The following is a 22162-nucleotide window of genomic DNA, read 5'->3' on the forward strand; positions in this document are numbered from 1 at the left end:
GGACAAAAGTGAATGGTGAGTCTTGTCCTTTCCCATACAGTGAAAGGTATTCTATAGTAACGATTAGTAGCCGTTAGTTATAGGTATAGTATGAGGAAGAATGGAAAAGAAAATTCATCCGAACAAGTATCCACATGTTTTACTAATATATATATGCAAAGTTTACAAATAAGGTCAGAAAGGGAACGCTTTCTTCACAGATGTTTAATATGTTATACTTTTTTTTAGAATTTGAAAAGTGATATTCAAAATAGGAATATAGAGTGCCAGAAAGGATTTTGACAAATGAATGATAAAATTGTCTTTTTTGATATTGATGGAACATTATTAGATCATGATAAAAAAATTCCACAATCTACACGAGATGCAGTAAAACAGTTACAAGAAAAAGGTGTACATGTAGCAATTGCGACAGGGCGCGCGCCATTTATGTTCGAAGATATTCGTAAGGAACTTGATATACATAATTATGTTAGTTTTAATGGACAATACGTTGTCTTTGAAGATGAGGTAATATTTAATAATCCGTTACATCCAGATGCTTTACATAAGTTTACTCAGTTTGCAAAACAAGAAGGATATCCACTTGTATATCTTGACCATCAAGATATGAGAGCATCAGTGGAATATCATGATTATGTGAAAGAAGGCTTTGGAAGCTTAAACTTTGAGCATCCAGCATATGAGCCTAATTTTTATGAGGAACGTAATATTTATCAAACACTACTTTTTTGTGAAGTAAATGAAGAGGAAAAGTTTATTAATCATTATCCAGATTTTCATTTTATTCGTTGGCATGCATATTCAATGGATATCATTCCGAATGGTGGTTCTAAGGCAAAAGGAATTGAGAAATACATTGAAAAGTTAGGTTTTAATCGTGATCAAGTGTATGCATTTGGAGATGGTTTAAATGATTTAGAAATGATTGAAGCCGTTGGCACAGGTATTGTGATGGGAAATGGCCATGAAGACTTGAAAAAACTTGCAAATCATGTGACAAAGGATGTTAGTGAAGACGGTATATATCATGGACTAAAGTGGGCTGGATTGCTATAAGTGAATATGGAACCCATTTCATAATAAAGAGGCGGAAGTTAATCTTCCGCCTCTTTATTATTATCGCTCTAGAGGTTTGGAATCATCAGGAGCGGCAAAAGGATTTTCTTTATTGATATGGTCATAGAACATAACGCCATTTAAATGGTCAATCTCGTGTTGGAATACGATTGCTGGTAAACCTTTTAAACGCAATTTTACTTCTTCGCCGTTAATAGAAGTTGCTTTTACTGTAATTCTTGTATAACGAGGAACATAACCAGGTACTTCGCGGTCTACAGATAGACAGCCTTCACCACCCTGTAAATATGTACGTTCAACAGAATGGCTAATGATTTTTGGATTGAATAATGCATGGCTATATAATGTACCATCCGCATCGGTTACATGAACTGCAATCATTTTTTTGGAAACACCGATTTGCGGAGCCGCTAATCCGATTCCAGGGCGTAAACTATATTTTTCAGCCATTTCAGGATCTTGGCTATTTATTACGAATTCAATCATTTCTTTTAAGGTAGTTGTATCTTCTTCGCTTGCCGGTAATGACACCTCTTCTGCAACGTCGCGCAAAATAGGATCTCCTTCGCGAATAACATCTTTCATTGTAAGCATATGTAATCTCTCCTTTCCTCTTTAGTCTACCAAAGGAGAGGGAAAAAGTCATCGGCAAGAAAGGGTAGGCATTTTGGAAATCTTTCTATTATAGAGTAGTTATGTATGTGATAAACAGAAAAAGACGGCAAAGCCGTCTTTTTCTTTCCATAGTTGTTTCGTTTTACATTAGCGAATGCAAGCAGCACCAACGATAATTAAAAGAATAAACAACACAACGATTAAGGCGAAGCCGCGTCCAGACCCGCCACAAGAACCGCCATAACCGTAGGAAGGATATGAACAAGTTGGATAGCAATATGAGTATCCGTACATGAGATGACCTCCTTTATCATTTCCCGCTAATACTGCGGTTACTATAATGTATGGAAGAGGGGGTGGAAATGTATAGGTATTTACCTAAAAAAGGAAGAGTAGTTTGTATATTTTTGTTACGAAGAGAGAAAAACTAAAGAGAATTAAATCGTTTACATATTATTCTAAGAGAAAAAATAAGTGAAAAAGGGAATAATATAACAGTAGGTCAATGCTTACTAATACAGATGTAAAAAATAAAAACACGTTTGTGTAGTAGAAACCTGCATATTATTTATAAAAAAACGTATTCAAAGTAATTGACATCGTAATTAGAATAGTTGTAAACTAAAAAACGTGATCAAGATTGTATTAATATGTTTCTGAAAAAACATTAGTACAGATTGTTAGGTACACAAAATTATTCTCAACCGACAGACAAACATGTTGGTTTACATCGTTGCGCTTTTTAAACTGGAAAATAGCCAGTGAAAGCGTTTCAGAATATGGTTCAAGAGAGGAAGAGGTGAACGGAATGGGTACTAAAACAAAAAAGACCCTATTTAATGTTGATGAGCAAATGAAAGCTATCGCAGCTCAATTTGAAACATTACAAATTTTAAATGAAAACGGTGAAGTTGTGAATGAAGCAGCTATGCCTGAATTATCTGATGATCAATTAAAAGAATTAATGCGTCGTATGGTGTATACACGCGTATTAGATCAACGTTCTATTTCTTTAAACCGTCAAGGACGTTTAGGTTTCTACGCACCTACAGCTGGACAAGAAGCTTCTCAATTAGCGAGTCATTTCGCACTTGAAGCAGAAGACTTCATCTTACCAGGGTACCGTGATGTACCACAATTAGTATGGCACGGATTACCATTATACCAAGCATTCTTATTCTCTCGTGGACACTTCATGGGTAACCAAATGCCTGAGAATGTAAATGCATTAGCTCCACAAATCATTATCGGTGCGCAAATCATCCAAACTGCTGGTGTTGCGTTAGGTATGAAACTACGTGGTAAAAAATCTGTTGCAATTACTTACACTGGTGACGGTGGTGCTTCACAAGGTGACTTCTACGAAGGTATGAACTTTGCAGGTGCATTCAAAGCTCCAGCAATCTTCGTTGTTCAAAACAACCGTTATGCAATTTCTACTCCAGTAGAAAAGCAATCTGCAGCTAAAACTGTAGCACAAAAAGCAGTAGCAGCAGGTATTTACGGAATTCAAGTAGACGGTATGGATCCATTAGCTGTATACGCAGCAACTGCTTTCGCTCGTGAGCGCGCAGTAAATGGCGAAGGCCCTACTTTAATCGAGACTTTAACATTCCGTTACGGTCCACATACAATGGCTGGTGATGACCCAACTCGTTACCGTACAAAAGATATCGAAAACGAATGGGAACAAAAAGACCCAATCGTACGCTTCCGTAAGTTCTTAGAAGCTAAAGGCCTATGGTCTCAAGAAGTTGAAGAGACAGTAATCGAAGAAGCAAAAGAAGATATCAAACAAGCAATTGCTAAGGCTGACCAAGCTCCAAAACAAAAAGTAACTGATTTAATGGAAATCATGTACGAAAAAATGCCTTACAACTTAGCTGAACAATATGAAATTTACAAAGAAAAGGAGTCGAAGTAAGCCATGGCTCAAATGACAATGATTCAAGCAATCACTGATGCTTTACGCGTTGAAATGAAAAATGATCCTAATGTACTTGTATTTGGTGAAGACGTTGGTGTAAACGGTGGTGTATTCCGTGCTACTGAAGGTTTACAAGCTGAATTTGGTGAAGATCGTGTAATGGATACTCCACTTGCAGAGTCTGGTATTGGTGGACTTGCAGTTGGTCTTGCACTTGAAGGATTCCGTCCAGTTCCAGAAATCCAATTCTTCGGTTTCGTTTTTGAAGTAATGGATTCAATTTCTGGTCAATTGGCTCGTATGCGTTACCGTTCTGGTGGACGTTGGACTGCTCCAGTAACAGTTCGTTCTCCATTCGGTGGTGGTGTTCATACTCCTGAACTACATGCTGATAGCTTAGAAGGATTAGTGGCTCAACAACCTGGTCTAAAAGTTGTTATTCCATCTACTCCATACGATGCTAAAGGTCTTTTAATCTCTGCGATTCGTGACAACGATCCAGTTATCTACTTAGAGCATATGAAATTGTACCGTTCATTCCGTCAAGATGTACCAGAAGGCGAATACACAATTGATTTAGGTAAAGCTGATATCAAACGTGAAGGTACAGATGTATCTGTTATCGCTTACGGTGCTATGGTTCACGCTGCATTAAAAGCTGCTGAAGAACTTGAAAAAGAAGGTATCTCTTTAGAGGTTGTTGACTTACGTACAGTTCAACCATTAGATATCGAAACAATCATCGCTTCTGTTGAAAAAACAGGTCGCGTAGTTGTAGTTCAAGAAGCTCAAAAACAAGCTGGTATTGCAGCTAACGTTGTAGCGGAAATTAACGACCGTGCAATCTTAAACTTAGAAGCTCCAGTTGTACGTGTTGCAGCTGCTGATACAGTATTCCCATTCTCTCAAGCAGAGAGCGTATGGTTACCAAACCACAAGGATATTGTTGAAGCTGTAAACAAAGTAATGAACTTCTAATTTTTAGTTTTTCATGTGCAAAAGAAATCAGCACATGCTGGTTTCTTTTGTACATATTCCATAATAATGAAATGAATCAGGGGGCTGAATTCCGTGGCATTTGAATTTAAACTACCAGATATCGGTGAAGGTATCCACGAAGGTGAAATCGTAAAATGGTTTATTAAACCAGGCGATGAAGTAAATGAAGACGATGTACTTCTTGAAGTGCAAAATGATAAAGCAGTAGTAGAAATCCCTTCTCCTGTTAAAGGTAAAGTACTTGAAGTACTTGTAGAAGAAGGAACAGTTGCAATCGTAGGAGATACATTAATTAAATTTGATGCTCCTGGATACGAAAACCTTAAATTTAAAGGTGACGATCATGATGAAGCTCCAAAAGCTGAAGAAGCAGCAGTAGAAGCTCCAGCAGCGGAAGCTACTCCAGCAGCAACTGCAGAAGTAGTAAATGAGCGCGTAATCGCTATGCCATCTGTTCGTAAATACGCTCGTGAAAAAGGTGTAGACATTCATAAAGTAGCTGGTACTGGTAAGAACGGCCGTATCGTAAAAGCTGACATCGATGCATTTGCAAATGGTGGACAAACTGTAGCAGCAACTGAGGCTCCAGCAGCAGTAGAAGCTACTCCAGCAGCAGCGAAAGAAGAAGCACCAAAAGCACAACCAATTCCAGCTGGTGAATATCCAGAAACTCGTGAGAAAATGAGTGGTATCCGTAAAGCGATTGCGAAAGCAATGGTTAACTCTAAGCATACAGCTCCTCACGTAACATTAATGGATGAAGTTGATGTAACTGAGCTTGTTGCTCACCGTAAGAAGTTCAAAGCAGTAGCAGCTGACAAAGGTATTAAATTAACTTACCTTCCATACGTTGTTAAAGCTTTAACATCTGCATTACGTGAATACCCAATGTTAAACACTTCTTTAGACGATGCATCTCAAGAAGTAGTTCATAAACATTACTTCAACATCGGTATCGCAGCTGATACAGACAAAGGTCTATTAGTACCAGTTGTTAAAGATACAGATCGTAAGTCTATCTTCACTATTTCTAACGAGATCAATGATCTTGCTGGTAAAGCACGTGAAGGTCGTCTAGCTCCAACTGAAATGAAAGGTGCTTCTTGCACAATTACAAACATTGGTTCTGCAGGTGGACAATGGTTCACTCCAGTTATCAATCACCCAGAAGTAGCAATCCTTGGTATCGGCCGTATCGCTGAAAAACCAGTTGTGAAAAATGGTGAGATCGTTGCAGCTCCAGTATTAGCATTATCTCTAAGCTTTGACCATCGTTTAATTGACGGCGCAACTGCTCAAAAAGCGTTAAACCAAATTAAACGTCTATTGAATGACCCACAATTATTAGTAATGGAGGCGTAATAACAATGGTAGTAGGAGATTTCCCAATTGAATTAGATACAGTCGTTGTTGGTGCAGGTCCTGGTGGATACGTTGCGGCAATTCGTGCAGCACAATTAGGTCAAAAGGTAGCAATCATTGAAAAAGCTAACCTTGGTGGCGTATGCTTAAACGTTGGATGTATTCCTTCAAAAGCGTTAATCAATGCAGGTCATCGTTATGAGAATGCAATGCATTCTGATGACATGGGTATCACTGCAGAGAACGTAAAAGTTGACTTTACAAAAGTTCAAGAATGGAAAAACGGCGTAGTTAAGAAATTAACTGGCGGTGTTGAAGGCCTTCTTAAAGGTAACAAAGTTGAAATCATTCGCGGTGAAGCTTACTTCGTAGATGCTAATACATTACGCGTTATGACTGAAGATGCAGCTCAAACTTATACGTTTAAAAATGCTGTTCTTGCAACTGGTTCTACACCAATCGAAATTCCAGGATTCAAATACTCTAAACGTGTTATCAACTCTACAGGTGCTTTAAGCTTACCTGAAATTCCTAAAAAACTTGTTGTAATCGGCGGCGGTTACATCGGTATGGAATTAGGTACTGCATATGCTAACTTCGGTACAGAAGTTACTGTAGTAGAAGCTGGCGACGAAATCTTAGCTGGTTTCGAAAAAGCTATGAGCTCTGTTGTTAAACGTGCTCTACAGAAAAAAGGTAACGTAAATATCCATACAAAAGCTATGGCTAAAGGCGTTGAAGAAACAGAAACTGGCGTAAAAGTTAGCTTTGAAGTTAAAGGTGAAATCCAAACTGTAGAAGCAGATTACGTATTAGTAACTGTAGGTCGTCGTCCAAACACTCAAGAAATCGGTCTTGAGCAAGTTGGAGTTAAAATGACTGACCGCGGCATCATCGAAATCGATGAGCAATGTCGTACAAATGTACCAAACATCTATGCAATCGGTGATATCGTTCCTGGACCACCATTAGCTCACAAAGCTTCTTACGAAGGTAAAGTAGCTGTAGAAGCAATTAGTGGCCATGCATCAGCTATCGATTACATCGGAATTCCTGCAGTATGCTTCACTGATCCAGAATTAGCATCTGTTGGTTACACTAAAAAACAAGCTGAAGAAGCTGGAATGACTGTAACTGTATCTAAGTTCCCATTCGCTGCTAACGGTCGTGCATTATCATTAAACAGCACTGACGGTTTCCTACAACTTGTAACACGTAAAGAAGATGGTCTTCTTGTAGGTGCTCAAGTTGCAGGTGCAGGTGCTTCTGATATTATCTCTGAGATTGGTTTAGCTATCGAAGCTGGAATGACAGCTGAAGATATCGCTCAAACAATCCATGCTCACCCAACATTAGGTGAAATCACAATGGAAGCAGCTGAAGTTGCTCTTGGAATGCCAATTCACATTGTAAAATAATTTAAGTAATGTAAATAGCCCCTCTCTTATTGTAAGAGAGGGGCTATTTTTATTTTCATCAAATGACTTGCAAGGTCTTTAAACGTACTTGTCGAATGAATATATAATACTTTAACAAATGATTTAGGCGTAACTTACTTCAAAGGTAATATATATCATCCTATAATATGTAATTGATTCAAACTTAACCCCATATATTAATAAAATAGAGCATGTCAAAGGAGAAGGTTCCATGAAAATATTACATGTTATATTTTATCATTTACTACTATGGAGTGGCTTTTCCACTGTATTAACATTATCGAATGGTGATAAGTTTCATTATAAAGTTATTCTTTTTTTCGTATTCCTGTATTTAGCCTATGTAATAGCGTATTTTGTATTACACGTAAGAAAGCAAGCGTTATTTCTTACATGTTCGAATTGTATACTATTTTTAATCGTATTATTTATTTTTTAAATTAACGTTTATAAAAATACATTGTTCTTCCATTAAATAATTGTAACTCTCCTTCTAATTTCTTCGCTAAAAAACGGCAAAATTCATTTGCTTTCCCTTTGTCACCATATGTTGCATTAGGTGGTAAAGAAACTTGGATGAAAAATTGTTCATTTTCTATACCAACACCAATATAAATTGAGTCATACCGGTCGTGATTGGATTGAAGTTTTAATGTTGTTGTAGATGTATCTAAAATTTCATAAGGAAAAGCGGTATTTGTATACGTGTAATTAATTTGGGCACCAGTTTTAGAAGTAACTGTTTTATAATAATGAAAAAGTTGTTTTATATCATCTATTGAAACAGATTGTTGTTTGGATTTTGGTACAAGCGTAATAAAGGCGTGTTGCATATAAGTTCCCCCTAACTTAGTAGAATACTATCATTCTACATCCTACTGAATTTTTTGACAATTAAAAGGAGTATTACATGTTTTGTTTAATATACTATTAATGAAACGTGATGTAGAAAGGTGGAAACCAATGTTTGAAAAATTGTATGATGAGCATGAAAGTGTGAAGGTACGATTTTTAGGGTTTATGACACATGATACACGTTATGATTTTGGTGTTATTTATACAAATATGTTTTTTGGAAAACCGCTCATTGTTTGTATGCAAACAGGAAGGTCTACTTTACTCGGAAGAGATGATGTAGAGAATGTTCAATATATACAGGAGATTTTTAAATTAGGATCAGAAGAGGAAGCGAAGGAGTTAGCTCAGTTTTTCAAATTTCTAGTTCCGTCAACTTCTTTACATGCGGAATATGAAGAATAATTAATGTGAAACAGTCGTACTTATAAATATGGCTGTTTTTTATTTGAATATCGCATACTAATTAAAATTTAAAATATTTAATGTGTTATACTAAAAACCTATTGACGTAAAAAGTATAACATATTAAAATAAAGACAGAAAGTTAAGCGGTTACAAAAAAGTTTTTGGGATTATAAACTTAGGGGGAAATGAAAAATGGGAACAATCGTATGTCAAGATTGTGAAGGTACAATTGCACACTTCGAAGATGAGAAAGTAACGGTACTTTACGGGAAATGTGGATCTTGCGGATGTGATCACACAGAGCATACAAAAGCCCAATAATTGATAGGAAATGGACAGCTAAAAGTTTTTAGGACCATAAACTTAGGGGGAAATGAAAAATGGGAACAATCGTATGCCAAGTATGTGAAGGAACAATCGGACATTTTGAAGATGAGAAAACGACAGTACTTTACGGAAAATGTGGAACAAATTGTGACTGTGCTAGAAAAGATAATGCGAAAGCTTAATGATAGATAAATAGATTACTATTAAAACTCAGGGGGAAATGAAAATGGGAACAATCGTATGCCAAGTATGTGAAGGAACAATTGGACATTTTGAAGATGAAAAATCAACAGTACTATACGGGAAATGTGGATCTCATTGCGAATGTGACCATAAAGAACATACAAAAGCTTAATAATAAGAAAAAGCGCCTACATGTGTAGGCGCTTTTTTAATAAATTGTAGTTGTATGGCCAACTGTTGCAACGATTGCATCATCTCTAATTGGAATAAAGCTTATGGATGTCTGTGGTGTACTAGAAGAAGCGTATTGGCTCATTATACGGCTATCTATACGGGTAATAGTATCGGTCAAGAAAGCTGAAATAAAAGCGTAAGGGACTCGTCGTTCATTTAATGAATAAATAATTTCTTCTTTTGTTTTTACACCTACGCCATGTCCGTAAAAAAAGAAATTTCCTAAATAGATTGTGTTTTCTCCTTGCCACTCAATCGTAGCTGGATTCACTTGTGGATTTTTAAAGTAAACGAGGTCACCTGGAACAAGATCGCCACCGTTTTTTGTTATGAGTCTTAGATCTTGATCGTAGTCCCATGTATAAAGTAAAAGGTTTGCAAATAGACGATTGAAAGTTTCTTCCTCATACAATGATAATAAAGCTTTATAAAAAATAATGATCATAGCGGTTGCGCATTCAGTTCCATATAGTTTTCCGTTTTTGAAAATATCTTGTATGGCAATAGAAGGTGGTATGTTTGGAAGAAGCTCGAATCCTCCAAGGGATGTTCTTTTCCAATACTGGGGGTTGCAAAAGGATTGTTGAAATGTGCGAAACTGAAATCCACTTTGAAAAAGTTCTAGTGCAGAGATAATAATATTAACTCGTAAATTGAGATCAAAGCTGAGTTCATCAGCTGTTCGGAAGGAATAAACTTCTTGATTTCCTGCCATTATTGATAAAATTTGTTGTTTCTCTGCTGCAAATGGCTCATATTCATTTGTAATATAAGGATGTACAATAGAACGGCCTATTACAATCATAATAGTATCCCCACCTATACGTTACATTCTTTAGTATCGTATGAAGAAAAGGAAAAAAGGTGAAAAAAAGCCTATCAACTGATAGGCTTGTACTCTTTAATAACACGTAATGTTTGTAATGTCATATCTTCAGGACCTTGTACAGGTAAACCTGCTTCTAAGTTTTTACGAATATACTCTAAGTTTTCTTGTGTAATAATTTCCCCCGGAGTAAAGATTGGAATCCCTGGCGGATAAACCATAACAAAATCAGCTATAATACGACCCGCTGCATTTTCAAATGGAATGACTTCTGTTTCCGAATAAAAAGCATCTCGAGGAGAAAGTGCTAGCACTGGAATTTCTGGAATCTCTACTTGTACTTGAACACCTTTATCTGCCCTATTTCTAAATGTTGCTGCTAAATCTTGTAATGCTGCAATAAGTGTATTTGTATCACTTTCTGTGTCTCCTAAAGTGATAAGACATAGTATGTTGTATAGATCTGAGAGTTCTACTTCAATGTTATATTGCTCTCTAAGCCATACTTCAGCTTGGTGGCCGGTAATACCTAAATCTTTTACAGATACAATTATCTTTGTAGGATCATAGTTAAAGGTAGCATCTGTACCTAACATTTCTTTTCCAGGACAGTAAAGATGCTCAATAGAATTTATAGCATCACGAACATGTTCAGCTAATTGTATTGTTTGTTCTATGAGTGCTGTTCCTTCTGTAGCAAGACGTTTTCTCGCAACATCAAGTGATGCTAACAAGATGTAAGAAGTTGATGTAGTTGTAAGCATGCTAATAATAGATTGGACATGTTTTACATTCACCAAGCCTTCTTTCACATTAAGAATAGAACTTTGAGTTAAAGAGCCTCCTAATTTGTGAACACTTGTTGCTGCCATGTCTGCACCAGCTTGCATCGCTGACATCGGCAATTCATCGTGAAAATGAATATGAACACCATGAGCCTCGTCGACTAGTACAGGGATGTCATAAGAATGTGCTAATTGTACAATCTGTTCTAAGTCTGCAGCAAATCCAAAGTACGTTGGGTTAATAACAAGTAAGCCCTTTGCATCTGAGTGCTCTTCAAGTGCTTTTTTGACAGATTGAATTGTGATTCCATGAGAAATACCGAGTTTCGGATCGATTTCAGGATGCATGAAAATCGGTTTTGCACCTGAGAAAATAATAGCTGACATTACTGATTTATGCACGTTTCGTGGTACTAGGATTTTGTCACCAGGACCGCAAACGCTCATCACCATTGTCATAATAGCGCCACTTGTACCTTGAATAGAAAAGAAAGTATGATCTGCACCGAATGCAGCGGCTGCTAAATCCTGTGCTTCTTTAATCATACCTTTTGGATGATGTAAATCATCGAGTGGCGCAATATTAATTAAATCAATTGCTAATGCATTATGCCCAATAAATTCGCGAAATGTAGGATCCATGCCTTGTCCTTTTTTATGACCAGGAATATGGAATTGAATTGGATTTCGCTTACTGTGCTCAACTAAAGCGGTAAACAATGGTGTTTCGTATTGGGACAATCTATACACCCCTTCTTCTTCATAATATTTAATTTGTTTTATATAATCCTGCTCTAAAAAAGGTAAGTCCTTTTTTTAGAATGAGGCTTGTTTTTCTGCCATTCAAAAAATCGGTTTTGAGATGGTAGCTTCACTTTATTTTCTATAAAACAAAAGCATTATATCACCAATAATTATAGATGTATAGAAAAAAATATTTTTAAGGTGAGTATGTTTAATAGTTAGCCTCAACTAATGAATGGAGGAAGACAATTCCATTAAAATGAATAAATAGTGTATAATGCAGAGTGGCTATAATGAAGAATAAAACATTCTCTTTAAGATAGCATAATGAAACAAGAAGAAATGATAAATGAGGTGCGAAATGGAATATCAATATCCGTTAGATTATGATTGGTCAAATGAGGAAATGGTTATAATTGTGAAGTTTTATGAAGCAATTGAGAAAGCTTATGAAAAAGGAATTATAAGAGAAGAATTAATGGGTTTATATCGTCGTTTTAAAGAGATTGTTCCATCGAAAGCAGAAGAAAAGAAAATTGATAAAGAGTTTCAAGAAGTAAGTGGATACTCTATATATCGTGCTATTCAAAGAGCAAAGGAAGTCGAAGAACAAAAGCTTGTAAAAATGTAAAAAATATTTTGAAAAATAAAAACTGAAGTGATATAATGTGATAACAACTAAAAACGGACAATATAAATTGTCCGTTTTCTACTATCGATTACAAAGTGCATATAAAGGAAGGAGTGATTGCATCGTAGATTCAATCTTAGCAAGGAATTGTTCGTTGGTCATTGCTGAAAACTCCTCTGGTGATATATGAATACCAACTAATAATTCTGCTTTTTTTACAGTAGCTAGTCGTTCAATCATCTTTTGTAAGTCTTCGGTTTCAAGTGTTTTATGTAATTTCACACTTGGTTTAGTATGGTCAATGGACCAAACGAAGTCATTTGGAATATTTGTTTTTAAATCATTTAAATGTTCTAAGAAGGCATGAGCCGTCTCAACTTTTTGTGGACACTCATAGATTAAACCAAAGTATATGAAGGCATGAGTACCCCATAAGCCGATTTGGAAATGCGGTAGCATTTTATATCCTCGTTTATTTGTTGAAAAAGCAACCCAAGTATCGTTTGGTGGATTGACTTTGCGACGTGCGTGTTTTGCAACATGATAAAAAAAGTTCTCATCAGTGTGTTGGGATAAGTATTCTGCAAATTGTTCCCCTAAAGCTTCTAGCTTAGGATGAATGTTCGTTTTAATTGCACTCATTCGTTCTTCGAGACCATCAACTGTAAAGACATCAAAATCAGTTGACTTGAATGTTTGTATTGTCATGATTGTTCCTCCAACTCCTATTTTGCTTTTATTTTAGCATAGCTTGTACTATTCATAAAAAAAACAGCACAAAAAAATTTAAATAAAAAAATATAATTTTGTTGCATAGATGATTTATCCAACATAGTATAGTATAAAACAAAAAATCAGAAAATTGAATTAATTATAGTCCGAGGGCAGACGAATATTGGGAGGAGGCAAATAATATGAGACAGGTGATTAATGCGTTAAAGAGAACAGATGCCGAAAAGAGAATACCGGTGCTACGTTTGGAGCTAGATTATGAATTAGCAACTTTATATGATGCGATGATGGAAGATGATAAACAGAAAAAAGAAGAGTGTGTACAAAAGTTAGAAGTGTTAAGACTTGAAATGATTCGTTTAGAAGCGTAATAATAGTATATGTATAAAAAATTAGTTGGTGCGAACCTTATAAAGGGTTCGTTTTTTCTGTGAACAGTAAAGATCGGAGTGTTTAAACATGCAAGAAGTATGGAAAGACATCGATGCACACGCCAAACGGTGGATTCGGGATGCAGGAGAGCATTTAATGGCATCCATGAAAAAAGCACTTATTATAGAAACAAAATCCAATGCAGCTGACTTAGTTACAAATATGGACCGAGAGATAGAACAGTTTTTAATTGGGAAAATTAAAGAAACATTCCCGAATCATAATATTTTAGGAGAAGAAGGTTATGGAGACGAGATAACGTCTTCTGACGGGGTTGTTTGGTTAATTGATCCAATTGACGGCACGATGAACTTTGTTCATCAAAAAAGAAATTTTGCAATTTCAATTGGGATTTATGAGAACGGTATCGGAAAGATTGGACTTATTTATGATCCAGTACATGATGAACTATATCATGCAGTCAAGGGATCTGGAGCTTTTTGTAATGATATATCAATTCCTCCATTGGAAAAAGGAACTGTAGAGCAAGGTATTGTAGCTTTAAATGCGGTATGGCTTACAGATAATCCATTGCTTAATATGGAAAGTATGATGGCACTTGTTAAGAAAGCAAGGGGCACGAGATCGTATGGCTGTGCAGCGTTAGAGATGGTGTACGTTGCAACAGGAAGAATAGATGCATATGTAACGCCGAGATTATCACCATGGGATTTTGGCGGAGGACAGATAATTGTAGAAGAAGTTGGAGGGAAGGTAACGACATTCTCTGGAGCGCCACTTTCTATCATAGAGAAGAGCAGTGTGCTAGTTGCAAAACCAGGAGTGTATGAAGAAGTGTTATCTTTTATATCAGAGCCACAAAAAAAGTAAGAGGCTATGTATAAGCTTCTTACTTTTTAGCGTTATTGTGATTTGCGCATTTTTCTTTTTGTTACAAAACCATATCCAACTGCAACAAATGTACCGATAATGCAAATAATAATACCGATTGGACTATTTTCAGCAATCATAATGCCGATACCGATTAAGAAAATAACACCGATAATTGCGGTTAATAAAAAGCGATATTGAATGTGTTCCATTTCTTCACCCTCCAATCTCATTTTACTTTCACAAAAGTAAGAATACAACTATATTTTCATTCTTGCTTTTATTTTAATTGCTATTGTATCCCCTTCGCTCTTATAATAGAGAAGGATTAAAAAGACATTAGGAGTTGGACATGTTGAAAAAACGACAAGATTTACGTAATATAGCAATTATTGCCCACGTTGACCATGGTAAAACAACACTTGTTGACCAGTTATTACGTCAAGCGGGGACATTCCGTGCGAATGAACATATTGAAGAACGCGCAATGGATTCAAATGATCTAGAAAGAGAACGCGGTATTACAATTTTAGCGAAGAATACAGCGATTCACTATGAAGATAAAAGAATTAACATTTTAGATACACCAGGTCACGCTGACTTCGGTGGAGAAGTAGAACGTATCATGAAAATGGTTGATGGTGTTCTACTTGTTGTTGATGCATATGAAGGTTGTATGCCACAAACACGATTTGTTTTAAAGAAAGCTCTTGAGCAAAACTTAACTCCAATCGTTGTTGTAAACAAAATTGACCGTGACTTCGCTCGCCCTGATGAAGTAGTTGATGAAGTAGTTGACTTATTCATCGAACTTGGTGCAAACGAAGATCAATTAGAGTTCCCAGTTGTATTTGCATCAGCAATGAACGGAACAGCAAGCTTGGATTCAAATCCGGCAAATCAAGAAGAGAATATGAAATCATTATTCGATACAATTATCGAACATATTCCAGCACCAGTTGATAACAGCGAAGAGCCACTTCAATTCCAAGTAGCACTTCTTGATTACAACGACTACGTTGGACGTATTGGAGTTGGACGCGTATTCCGCGGTACAATGAAGGTTGGACAACAAGTTGCTTTAATGAAAGTTGACGGAAGTGTAAAACAATTCCGCGTAACGAAATTATTCGGTTACATTGGATTAAAACGTCAAGAAATTGAAGAAGCAAAAGCTGGAGATTTAGTAGCTGTTTCAGGTATGGAAGACATTAACGTAGGTGAAACGGTATGTCCGGTTGAGCATGAAGAGGCTTTACCATTATTACGTATTGATGAGCCAACGCTACAAATGACATTCCTTGTAAATAACAGCCCATTTGCAGGTCGTGAAGGTAAATTTATTACATCTCGTAAAATTGAAGAGCGTCTTCGTTCACAATTAGAAACAGATGTAAGTTTACGTGTAGATAATACAGATTCTCCTGATGCATGGATCGTATCTGGACGCGGGGAATTGCATTTATCTATCTTAATTGAAAACATGCGTCGTGAAGGTTATGAACTACAAGTATCTAAGCCTGAAGTAATTATTAAAGATATCGATGGCGTAAGATGTGAACCTGTAGAGCGCGTACAAATCGATGTTCCTGAAGAATACACTGGTTCTATTATGGAATCAATGGGTGCACGTAAAGGTGAAATGTTAGATATGGTGAATAACGGAAACGGTCAAGTTCGCCTTACTTTCATGGTTCCGGCACGTGGTTTAATTGGTTACACAACAGAATTCCTAACATTAACTCGTGGTTACGGTATTTTAAACCATACATTCGATTGCTACCAACCAGTACATGCTGGACAAGTGGGTGGACGTCGCCAAGGTGTTCTAGTTTCACTTGAAACAGGAAAAGCATCACAATACGGCATTATGCAAGTTGAAGACCGTGGTGTAATCTTCGTTGAACCAGGTACAGAAGTATATGCTGGTATGATCGTAGGAGAACATACTCGTGAGAACGACTTAACAGTTAACGTTGTGAAAATGAAACAACAAACTAACATTCGTTCTGCAACGAAAGATCAAACTTCAACAATGAAAAAACCACGCTTAATGACTCTAGAAGAGTCATTAGAGTACTTAAACGATGACGAGTTCTGTGAAGTAACTCCAGAATCAATTCGTTTACGTAAAAAGATTCTTGATAAGAGCGAACGTGAAAGAGCTGCTAAGAAAAAGAAATCTGTAGAAGCATAAAAAAACAGCTACCTTAAAGGTAGCTGTTTTTTTATATTTATTTTTTAGAATATTTACTCTTTTTAGTGGACAGTATTTTTTTCGCAGGTTACTCTTGTATTAAGTACATAAAGAAATTTTGTTTTTTATGAGAAGGGGGGATAAATAGTGTTAGAAAGAATGTCTTTTTTTGCGAAATTATGTAAAGTTGATGAAAATCCAGAGTTAGGAATGTGGTTACTTTATGGGACGATTATTATATTAAGTGCTCTCGTCTATAATTTAGGATTTGCTAGAAAGTTGTCTGTACTAAAAAATATAGTAATATACATATCATTAGCAATTGGATGTACAGTATTAACCTTTTTTGCTGTATTTTTACCTGTTGGAGAAGGACTTGTTGTAGCGGCAATTGTACTTGGAATTTATAGATTGCGTTTGCGTCAAGCGAAACAACAAAAAGCAGGGTGAGGGGGCGAAGTTTTATGCGTTCAGTACAAGATGCACTATATAATTGGTTAACAATTAAAACAGTTGCGGAAGCACGTCCGGATGATAGTGCTGCAAAAGAAACGTATTTGTTATTTCAAAATATGATATATGAAGAACATAAATTAAAAAATGTGGAAGTTAAAAAGAACGAGGAAATGTATTTAATTATATATGAAATGAATGGGGAAAGGAAATCTGCAAGGTTTCCATTAGAAGCTATTGATTGTTTCTTGGATCAAATGAATCGCGAACCTGAAAAATATAAATAAGTCCTTATCTATATGATTAAGGACTTATTTACATTTTACCAATCGTCTTCGACTTTTTTATCACGATATAATCGGAAATTACCACTTGCATGACGTTCCATTGTACGCTCTGCAATTCGTTCCGAACATTCCATGCACATATATGTATGAATAGGGCGATTACGCAGTTTTTTTGCCATAGGATTTTCATCATCTAACATATCTTTTTTATCACAAATCATACATTTGACTCTCATTTCGTCACCTCAATACGAATTCTATCAGTATAAGTATATCATGGAAGTATAATGTTTTTGAATAATAGTGGGAAAAAATAATATTTTCGCAATTCGAAAAATAAGTTATGATAAGGATATACCAAGTATGTTTGGAGGTGAAAATATGGCGAATGTAGTAGAGCCTACTTTAACAGAGGGTTTAGTACAAACGTTGCGTAAAGAGTGTATTGTGATGATAGCAACGACAGATTTCGAAAAACAACTTCCTAACGTAAGTGCTATTTCTTGGGTGTATGCAGTGAGCAAAACTAGTATTCGATTTGCAGTAGATCAACGTTCACGTATTGTGGAAAATATAAGGCATAATACAGGTGTAGTATTGACTATAATGGCGAATGAATCCGTATTTTCTATAAGTGGTGCAGGTGAAATTTTGACAGATAGAATGGAAGGTATTTCTTTGAAATTAACTGTAATAGAAGTTAATGTGCAAGAAGTACGTGATGTTATGTTTTATGGTGCGAAACTTGCAATTGAACCAACATATGAAAAAACATACGATCTTCGGGCGGCCAAAAAGCTGGATAACGAAGTACTAGTAGGAATAAGAGAATTATAAATGTGCTAAATAAGAAATTCGTTTATTCACTTTTGTAATCGGTTATTGTGATTTAACGTTAATAATTATAATAAAAAGTAATATATTGAATAGAAATGAATAAAGAATAAATAAAAGGTTTAATGACTATGATTTTCGATTCTACCTCGTTTACACGGTACATATAATTATAACAATGGTTCGTCCATATTTTATGGATGAAACCCTTGTTCTACAAATTTAAAAGTGGAGTCAGGGGGTAACAGGTTGGATAAAATTTATGTGTTAGATACGAATGTACTTTTGCAGGATCCTTTATCTATTTTTTCATTTGAAACCAATGAAGTAGTGATTCCAGCAGTTGTATTAGAAGAGGTTGATTCGAAAAAACGTTATATGGATGAAGTAGGACGAAATGCTCGTTATGTATCTAAGTTAATAGATAAATTTCGTGAAATAGGAAAGCTGCATGAAAGTATCCCGCTAGAAAATGGCGGAACATTTCGTATTGAATTAAACCATCGTTCATTTGTGCAACTACAAGATATTTTTGTAGAAAAAACAAATGATAATCGAATTTTAGCTGTAGCAAAAAATCTATCTTTAGAAGAACAGGAAAAAGAGGACGGGAAGTCTGTTATTTTAGTAAGTAAAGATGTACTCGTAAGGGTAAAAGCTGATGCAATTGGTTTGAAGGCTGAAGATTATTTAAGTGATCGCGTAATTGAAGTAGAAAATATATATTCTGGCTTTTTAGAAGGATATATATCAAAAGAACAATTGGATTATTTTTATGAGAAAGGTGAATTGCCTCTATCTGAAATTGCGAATCATCCTTTTTACCCAAATCAATTTGTAGTAATGAAAGATGCATTAGGGGGCTCTAGTTCGGCGCTTGGCATTGTGGATCACTTAGGTAAGAAGGTAAAGAAACTTATTTTTCACAATGAACAAGTATGGGGGATACGACCACGAAATGTGCAGCAAATTATGGGATTAGAATTGTTGCTTCGTGAAGATATTCCGCTTGTAACATTAACGGGGAAAGCCGGCACAGGAAAAACGTTACTTGCGTTAGCTTCGGGACTTATGCAAACAGAAGATTTAGGGTTATATAAAAAATTACTCGTTGCAAGACCAATTGTCCCAGTCGGAAAAGATATCGGTTATTTACCAGGAGAAAAAGAAGAAAAGTTAAGACCATGGATGCAACCAATTTTTGATAACCTAGAGTATTTATTTAATACGAAAAAGCCAGGAGAGTTAGATGCTATTTTAGCTGGAATGGGTTCGATTGAAGTAGAAGCCCTTACTTATATACGCGGGAGAAGTATTCCAGATCAGTTCATTATCATTGACGAAGCACAAAATTTAACAAAGCATGAAGTGAAAACGATACTAACTAGGGTAGGGGAAAAGAGTAAGATTGTATTGATGGGAGATCCTCAGCAAATTGATCACCCATATTTAGATGAATATAATAATGGCTTAACGTATGTTGTAGAGAAGTTTAAAGAACAGCGCATTAGTGGTCATGTGAAGTTTGTTAAAGGGGAGCGATCTAATTTAGCTCAACTAGCAGCAGATTTATTGTAAAAAGGAGTGAGCTTAAGCTCACTCCTTTTCTTTAAATAATTGTAAATTTACGGATGTTCCGGATTGGATTTTGTCGATTAGATCCATCATTGAAATAGAGATGAACAGGTCCGTCTTCTTTTAATGGCTTTCCTTCTTTTGAAAAACCTAGTATAGCATTTTTGACAGTTTCTAATGGAAGTGTCATTGTATGATCTACAGTTTCAATTTCAACTTGCGTAGCGTCCTCTAAAATTTCAGCGTTAGCAAGGAATGGATGAAATGGTATACCAAATGTTCCAGTAATTAGCTGTTCTTTTTTATATTTCTTTACACTTTGTTGTATCGGCGGGAAGGCAGCACCATCACGAATTTCACGATCCCAATGTTCTGAAGTGTTTTTTAAATAAGTTTCTAGTTCAGACGTGTTTTCTCTAGTTTCATCAAAGTAAGTTGTCAAATCTACTTTTCGATCATCAAAGATCCAAACAGTTGGATCAATAGTGATTGGAAAACGTACTTTTCCGTTAATAAATAAAATTTCGCTCATTGTTGTTCCCCCATTTGTGTTATACTCCCACTTTTCAGTATAATAGCATTAGACACTGTTGTCACAAAAAATGTTTCTATTGCAATTTATTAAAACTATCGCTAATATTAATAGATAGGATAGAGGAGAGTAGGACGGAAACGGAGGGAATCAATTTGGCGTCTGAGACAGTAGCAAATCATCAGGAAAAGGCACTAGCCCTTCTACAAGCGGATGCAGAGAAGATTTTAAGACTTATTAAGGTGCAAATGGACCATCTTACAATGCCGCAATGTCCATTATATGAAGAAGTGTTAGACACACAAATGTTTGGACTATCCCGCGAGGTCGATTTTGCAGTTCGCCTTGGTCTTATTGCAGAAGAACAAGGGAAAGCAATGTTAGGTGAGCTCGAACGTGAGTTATCTGCACTTCATGAAGCGTTTACAAACAAACAACAATAACGGGTTCAAATAAGGGGGCTCAAACTAAATTAGTTTGGGCTTTTTATTTGTATAATAAAGCAGGAAGAATCAATGTACATATGGAATACAACAATAATTAAATTGAAACAGAAAGAGGAAATGAAATGAAAAAAGTATGGAAATCAATGGATTATTCATTGTTACTTCCTCTTGTTATCTTATGTGTGCTGGGAGTAATAATGGTATATAGTTCTAGTTCCATTGTTGCGATTTCGAGATTTGATAAACCAGCAAATTTCTTTTTTAAAAGACAATTAATTACTTTAGTTGTTGGGACAATAGTATTAATAATTATTGCTACTATCCCATATAAAGTTTGGAGAAAACGAATTTTTTTGTTGGGGAGTTACGGTGCTAGTGTTGCCTTATTAGCTGCAGCTGCTTTTTTCACTAAGAAAGTAAACGGTGCAAACGGCTGGATATTTGGAATACAGCCTGCAGAATTTGTTAAGATAACAGTTATTCTTGTCTTAGCTCATTTCTTTGCCAAAAGACAAGAAACGAATACACCTGTTTCCAAAGGGTCAGGTCCAGTACTTATTGGTGTTGGTATAATCATGTTTTTAATATTAAAGCAAAATGATTTAGGTACTGATTTGTTAATTGCAGGAACAGTAGGAATTATGTTTCTTTGTTCGGGAGTACAGGTTAACTTATGGATTAAACGAATTGCTTTAACTTCTATAGTATGGATTCCGGCACTATATCTTCTTGGTAATTATGCATTAAATCCATATCAAAAGGCACGTTTTTCTGTTTTCCTTGATCCGTTTAATGATCCTCAAAAGGATGGATTTCAATTAGTGAATTCATTTATTGGAATTGCTTCTGGAGGGCTTAATGGTAGAGGTTTAGGGAATAGTGTACAAAAATATGGTTATTTACCAGAACCGCAAACGGATTTTATAATGGCAATTATATCTGAAGAACTTGGTTTTATAGGTGTAGCTATCATTTTAATCTGTTTATTACTTATTATTATTCGGTCATTTAGAGTTGCACAAAAGTGTACAGATCCATTTGGAAGTTTAATAGCTATCGGAATTGCAAGCTTGTTTGGAGTTCAAACGTTTATCAATGTCGGTGGTATGTCTGGAGTAATACCGCTAACAGGGGTACCATTACCGTTTGTTAGTTACGGCGGAAGTTCTTTATTAGCTAATCTACTTGCAATGGGAATACTACTCAATATTGCTAGTCACGTGAAACGACAAGAGAAACAACAGAATGGTCTAATGAAAGAAAGAGAACAAAATGGACCACATCTTGTAGTTGTAAAATAAAAAACACATCGTGCTTTAGAGCAGGATGTGTTTTTTATTTTCAAGTAGTTTTAAATATGATGTATTAATTTCTCTTTCAGTTAAAAGATATATCACATTTGTTTAAATGTGATATACAATTAAGTTG

Annotated in this window: 29 protein-coding genes; 20 read left to right on the top strand and 9 right to left on the bottom strand. The window is 35.8% G+C overall.

Features of this window, described 5'->3' with window-relative positions; translation table 11 throughout:
• Nucleotides 1-285: 285 nt before the first annotated feature.
• A complete protein-coding gene (locus DN400_RS18150) occupies nt 286-1059 on the top strand; it encodes a Cof-type HAD-IIB family hydrolase (RefSeq protein ID WP_000998269.1) in 774 nt (257 codons plus the stop codon).
• A 60-nt stretch (nt 1060-1119) separates the two neighbouring features.
• Here the strand turns inward: DN400_RS18150 and def are convergent, their stop codons facing one another.
• Both def and DN400_RS18160 read right to left on the bottom strand, forming a co-directional pair.
• The gene (def, locus tag DN400_RS18155; protein WP_000957039.1) at nt 1120-1674 is read right to left on the bottom strand and encodes a peptide deformylase; all 555 of its coding nucleotides are present in this window, start codon (nt 1672-1674) and stop codon (nt 1120-1122) included.
• Nucleotides 1675-1842: 168 nt separating this feature from the next.
• A complete protein-coding gene (locus DN400_RS18160) occupies nt 1843-1989 on the bottom strand; it encodes a YjcZ family sporulation protein (protein WP_000274562.1) in 147 nt (48 codons plus the stop codon).
• Nucleotides 1990-2503: 514 nt separating this feature from the next.
• On the opposite strand from DN400_RS18160, the gene pdhA reads away from it, so the two are divergent.
• From pdhA to DN400_RS18185, 5 genes are all read left to right on the top strand, one after another.
• On the top strand, nt 2504-3619 hold the full coding sequence (gene pdhA / locus DN400_RS18165; RefSeq protein ID WP_000536895.1) for a pyruvate dehydrogenase E1 component subunit alpha: 1116 nt from the start codon (nt 2504-2506) through the stop codon (nt 3617-3619).
• A gap of 3 nt (nt 3620-3622) precedes the next feature.
• Nucleotides 3623-4600 (top strand): pyruvate dehydrogenase complex E1 component subunit beta, encoded by a 978-nt coding sequence (pdhB, locus tag DN400_RS18170; RefSeq protein ID WP_000068163.1) that lies wholly within the window; start codon nt 3623-3625, stop codon nt 4598-4600.
• Nucleotides 4601-4693: 93 nt separating this feature from the next.
• Nucleotides 4694-5983 carry a pyruvate dehydrogenase complex dihydrolipoyllysine-residue acetyltransferase gene (gene pdhC, locus DN400_RS18175; protein ID WP_000863420.1) on the top strand — a complete coding sequence of 430 codons (1290 nt, stop codon included), beginning with the start codon at nt 4694-4696 and terminating at the stop codon, nt 5981-5983.
• 5 nt (nt 5984-5988) lie between these two features.
• Nucleotides 5989-7401 carry a dihydrolipoyl dehydrogenase gene (gene lpdA, locus DN400_RS18180; RefSeq protein ID WP_000260104.1) on the top strand — a complete coding sequence of 471 codons (1413 nt, stop codon included), beginning with the start codon at nt 5989-5991 and terminating at the stop codon, nt 7399-7401.
• Between the two features lie 232 nt (nt 7402-7633).
• Nucleotides 7634-7861, top strand: coding sequence for a hypothetical protein (locus tag DN400_RS18185; protein WP_000697470.1), 228 nt, complete (start codon nt 7634-7636; stop codon nt 7859-7861).
• A gap of 1 nt (nt 7862) precedes the next feature.
• Here the strand turns inward: DN400_RS18185 and DN400_RS18190 are convergent, their stop codons facing one another.
• The gene (locus tag DN400_RS18190) at nt 7863-8255 is read right to left on the bottom strand and encodes a DUF1885 family protein (protein WP_023522926.1); all 393 of its coding nucleotides are present in this window, start codon (nt 8253-8255) and stop codon (nt 7863-7865) included.
• 130 nt (nt 8256-8385) lie between these two features.
• Between DN400_RS18190 and DN400_RS18195 the strand changes: the two genes are divergently transcribed.
• From DN400_RS18195 to DN400_RS18210, 4 genes are all read left to right on the top strand, one after another.
• Nucleotides 8386-8682, top strand: a complete 297-nt coding sequence (locus tag DN400_RS18195) for a DUF3055 domain-containing protein (protein WP_000462038.1) — start codon at nt 8386-8388, stop codon at nt 8680-8682.
• 195 nt (nt 8683-8877) lie between these two features.
• A complete protein-coding gene (locus tag DN400_RS18200) occupies nt 8878-9006 on the top strand; it encodes a GapA-binding peptide SR1P (protein WP_000536778.1) in 129 nt (42 codons plus the stop codon).
• Nucleotides 9007-9065: 59 nt separating this feature from the next.
• Nucleotides 9066-9194: a GapA-binding peptide SR1P gene (locus DN400_RS18205; RefSeq protein WP_000536803.1), complete on the top strand. Its 129-nt coding sequence runs from the start codon at nt 9066-9068 to the stop codon at nt 9192-9194.
• Between the two features lie 44 nt (nt 9195-9238).
• Nucleotides 9239-9367, top strand: a complete 129-nt coding sequence (locus DN400_RS18210) for a GapA-binding peptide SR1P (RefSeq protein ID WP_000536796.1) — start codon at nt 9239-9241, stop codon at nt 9365-9367.
• Between the two features lie 36 nt (nt 9368-9403).
• On the opposite strand, the gene DN400_RS18215 is transcribed toward DN400_RS18210, so the two are convergent.
• Both DN400_RS18215 and speA read right to left on the bottom strand, forming a co-directional pair.
• A complete protein-coding gene (locus DN400_RS18215; RefSeq protein ID WP_000635337.1) occupies nt 9404-10234 on the bottom strand; it encodes a protein-glutamine gamma-glutamyltransferase in 831 nt (276 codons plus the stop codon).
• Nucleotides 10235-10308: 74 nt separating this feature from the next.
• A complete protein-coding gene (speA, locus tag DN400_RS18220) occupies nt 10309-11781 on the bottom strand; it encodes an arginine decarboxylase (RefSeq protein ID WP_000084899.1) in 1473 nt (490 codons plus the stop codon).
• 364 nt (nt 11782-12145) lie between these two features.
• Here speA and DN400_RS18225 point away from each other — a divergent pair, with 364 nt between their 5' ends.
• Nucleotides 12146-12415: a UPF0223 family protein gene (locus DN400_RS18225; protein WP_000456546.1), complete on the top strand. Its 270-nt coding sequence runs from the start codon at nt 12146-12148 to the stop codon at nt 12413-12415.
• 81 nt (nt 12416-12496) lie between these two features.
• Here the strand turns inward: DN400_RS18225 and DN400_RS18230 are convergent, their stop codons facing one another.
• Nucleotides 12497-13123, bottom strand: coding sequence for a YktB family protein (locus DN400_RS18230; RefSeq protein WP_000155318.1), 627 nt, complete (start codon nt 13121-13123; stop codon nt 12497-12499).
• Between the two features lie 206 nt (nt 13124-13329).
• Here DN400_RS18230 and DN400_RS18235 point away from each other — a divergent pair, with 206 nt between their 5' ends.
• Both DN400_RS18235 and DN400_RS18240 read left to right on the top strand, forming a co-directional pair.
• Nucleotides 13330-13518, top strand: a complete 189-nt coding sequence (locus tag DN400_RS18235) for a hypothetical protein (RefSeq protein WP_001250164.1) — start codon at nt 13330-13332, stop codon at nt 13516-13518.
• An 88-nt stretch (nt 13519-13606) separates the two neighbouring features.
• Nucleotides 13607-14410 (top strand): inositol monophosphatase family protein, encoded by an 804-nt coding sequence (locus DN400_RS18240; RefSeq protein WP_065229298.1) that lies wholly within the window; start codon nt 13607-13609, stop codon nt 14408-14410.
• Between the two features lie 32 nt (nt 14411-14442).
• On the opposite strand, the gene DN400_RS18245 is transcribed toward DN400_RS18240, so the two are convergent.
• On the bottom strand, nt 14443-14622 hold the full coding sequence (locus tag DN400_RS18245; protein ID WP_000400123.1) for a DUF5325 family protein: 180 nt from the start codon (nt 14620-14622) through the stop codon (nt 14443-14445).
• A 140-nt stretch (nt 14623-14762) separates the two neighbouring features.
• Here DN400_RS18245 and typA point away from each other — a divergent pair, with 140 nt between their 5' ends.
• The 3 genes from typA to DN400_RS18260 all read left to right on the top strand — a co-directional run bounded on the left by typA (nt 14763) and on the right by DN400_RS18260 (nt 17347).
• Nucleotides 14763-16607, top strand: coding sequence for a translational GTPase TypA (typA, locus tag DN400_RS18250; RefSeq protein ID WP_000914752.1), 1845 nt, complete (start codon nt 14763-14765; stop codon nt 16605-16607).
• Nucleotides 16608-16754: 147 nt separating this feature from the next.
• Entirely contained in the window at nt 16755-17057 is a 303-nt protein-coding gene (locus tag DN400_RS18255) for a YlaH-like family protein (RefSeq protein ID WP_000893662.1), read from the top strand.
• A 14-nt stretch (nt 17058-17071) separates the two neighbouring features.
• Nucleotides 17072-17347 (top strand): hypothetical protein, encoded by a 276-nt coding sequence (locus DN400_RS18260; protein ID WP_065229297.1) that lies wholly within the window; start codon nt 17072-17074, stop codon nt 17345-17347.
• Between the two features lie 35 nt (nt 17348-17382).
• Here the strand turns inward: DN400_RS18260 and DN400_RS18265 are convergent, their stop codons facing one another.
• The gene (locus tag DN400_RS18265; RefSeq protein WP_001995040.1) at nt 17383-17583 is read right to left on the bottom strand and encodes a YlaI family protein; all 201 of its coding nucleotides are present in this window, start codon (nt 17581-17583) and stop codon (nt 17383-17385) included.
• Between the two features lie 145 nt (nt 17584-17728).
• Between DN400_RS18265 and DN400_RS18270 the strand changes: the two genes are divergently transcribed.
• Entirely contained in the window at nt 17729-18184 is a 456-nt protein-coding gene (locus DN400_RS18270) for a pyridoxamine 5'-phosphate oxidase family protein (RefSeq protein ID WP_147801799.1), read from the top strand.
• A gap of 246 nt (nt 18185-18430) precedes the next feature.
• The gene (locus tag DN400_RS18275) at nt 18431-19759 is read left to right on the top strand and encodes a PhoH family protein (RefSeq protein ID WP_000358083.1); all 1329 of its coding nucleotides are present in this window, start codon (nt 18431-18433) and stop codon (nt 19757-19759) included.
• 31 nt (nt 19760-19790) lie between these two features.
• On the opposite strand, the gene DN400_RS18280 is transcribed toward DN400_RS18275, so the two are convergent.
• Complete coding sequence (locus DN400_RS18280; RefSeq protein ID WP_001289810.1) at nt 19791-20288, bottom strand: molybdopterin-binding protein; 498 nt, start codon at nt 20286-20288, stop codon at nt 19791-19793.
• Between the two features lie 155 nt (nt 20289-20443).
• On the opposite strand from DN400_RS18280, the gene DN400_RS18285 reads away from it, so the two are divergent.
• Complete coding sequence (locus tag DN400_RS18285) at nt 20444-20731, top strand: Fpa/YlaN family protein (RefSeq protein WP_000135694.1); 288 nt, start codon at nt 20444-20446, stop codon at nt 20729-20731.
• Between the two features lie 125 nt (nt 20732-20856).
• A complete protein-coding gene (locus DN400_RS18290) occupies nt 20857-22035 on the top strand; it encodes an FtsW/RodA/SpoVE family cell cycle protein (RefSeq protein WP_016512362.1) in 1179 nt (392 codons plus the stop codon).
• Nucleotides 22036-22162 lie beyond the last annotated feature (127 nt).

The organism is Bacillus sp. AR8-1 (genome assembly GCF_008042345.1).
Taxonomy (GTDB): domain Bacteria; phylum Bacillota; class Bacilli; order Bacillales; family Bacillaceae_G; genus Bacillus_A; species Bacillus_A cereus.

Coding starts and splice junctions, on each gene's coding strand:
- DN400_RS18290 (WP_016512362.1), top strand. CDS start 20,857: ATGAAAAAAGTATGGAAATCAATGGATTATTCATTGTTACTTCCTCTT.
- def (WP_000957039.1), bottom strand. CDS start 1,674: ATGCTTACAATGAAAGATGTTATTCGCGAAGGAGATCCTATTTTGCGC.
- DN400_RS18185 (WP_000697470.1), top strand. CDS start 7,634: ATGAAAATATTACATGTTATATTTTATCATTTACTACTATGGAGTGGC.
- pdhB (WP_000068163.1), top strand. CDS start 3,623: ATGGCTCAAATGACAATGATTCAAGCAATCACTGATGCTTTACGCGTT.
- DN400_RS18200 (WP_000536778.1), top strand. CDS start 8,878: ATGGGAACAATCGTATGTCAAGATTGTGAAGGTACAATTGCACACTTC.
- DN400_RS18265 (WP_001995040.1), bottom strand. CDS start 17,583: ATGAGAGTCAAATGTATGATTTGTGATAAAAAAGATATGTTAGATGAT.
- DN400_RS18210 (WP_000536796.1), top strand. CDS start 9,239: ATGGGAACAATCGTATGCCAAGTATGTGAAGGAACAATTGGACATTTT.
- DN400_RS18270 (WP_147801799.1), top strand. CDS start 17,729: ATGGCGAATGTAGTAGAGCCTACTTTAACAGAGGGTTTAGTACAAACG.
- DN400_RS18245 (WP_000400123.1), bottom strand. CDS start 14,622: ATGGAACACATTCAATATCGCTTTTTATTAACCGCAATTATCGGTGTT.
- pdhA (WP_000536895.1), top strand. CDS start 2,504: ATGGGTACTAAAACAAAAAAGACCCTATTTAATGTTGATGAGCAAATG.
- DN400_RS18190 (WP_023522926.1), bottom strand. CDS start 8,255: ATGCAACACGCCTTTATTACGCTTGTACCAAAATCCAAACAACAATCT.
- DN400_RS18260 (WP_065229297.1), top strand. CDS start 17,072: ATGCGTTCAGTACAAGATGCACTATATAATTGGTTAACAATTAAAACA.
- lpdA (WP_000260104.1), top strand. CDS start 5,989: ATGGTAGTAGGAGATTTCCCAATTGAATTAGATACAGTCGTTGTTGGT.
- DN400_RS18215 (WP_000635337.1), bottom strand. CDS start 10,234: ATGATTGTAATAGGCCGTTCTATTGTACATCCTTATATTACAAATGAA.
- DN400_RS18150 (WP_000998269.1), top strand. CDS start 286: ATGAATGATAAAATTGTCTTTTTTGATATTGATGGAACATTATTAGAT.
- DN400_RS18230 (WP_000155318.1), bottom strand. CDS start 13,123: ATGACAATACAAACATTCAAGTCAACTGATTTTGATGTCTTTACAGTT.
- DN400_RS18160 (WP_000274562.1), bottom strand. CDS start 1,989: ATGTACGGATACTCATATTGCTATCCAACTTGTTCATATCCTTCCTAC.
- DN400_RS18195 (WP_000462038.1), top strand. CDS start 8,386: ATGTTTGAAAAATTGTATGATGAGCATGAAAGTGTGAAGGTACGATTT.
- DN400_RS18280 (WP_001289810.1), bottom strand. CDS start 20,288: ATGAGCGAAATTTTATTTATTAACGGAAAAGTACGTTTTCCAATCACT.
- DN400_RS18235 (WP_001250164.1), top strand. CDS start 13,330: ATGAGACAGGTGATTAATGCGTTAAAGAGAACAGATGCCGAAAAGAGA.
- typA (WP_000914752.1), top strand. CDS start 14,763: ATGTTGAAAAAACGACAAGATTTACGTAATATAGCAATTATTGCCCAC.
- DN400_RS18225 (WP_000456546.1), top strand. CDS start 12,146: ATGGAATATCAATATCCGTTAGATTATGATTGGTCAAATGAGGAAATG.
- DN400_RS18205 (WP_000536803.1), top strand. CDS start 9,066: ATGGGAACAATCGTATGCCAAGTATGTGAAGGAACAATCGGACATTTT.
- DN400_RS18240 (WP_065229298.1), top strand. CDS start 13,607: ATGCAAGAAGTATGGAAAGACATCGATGCACACGCCAAACGGTGGATT.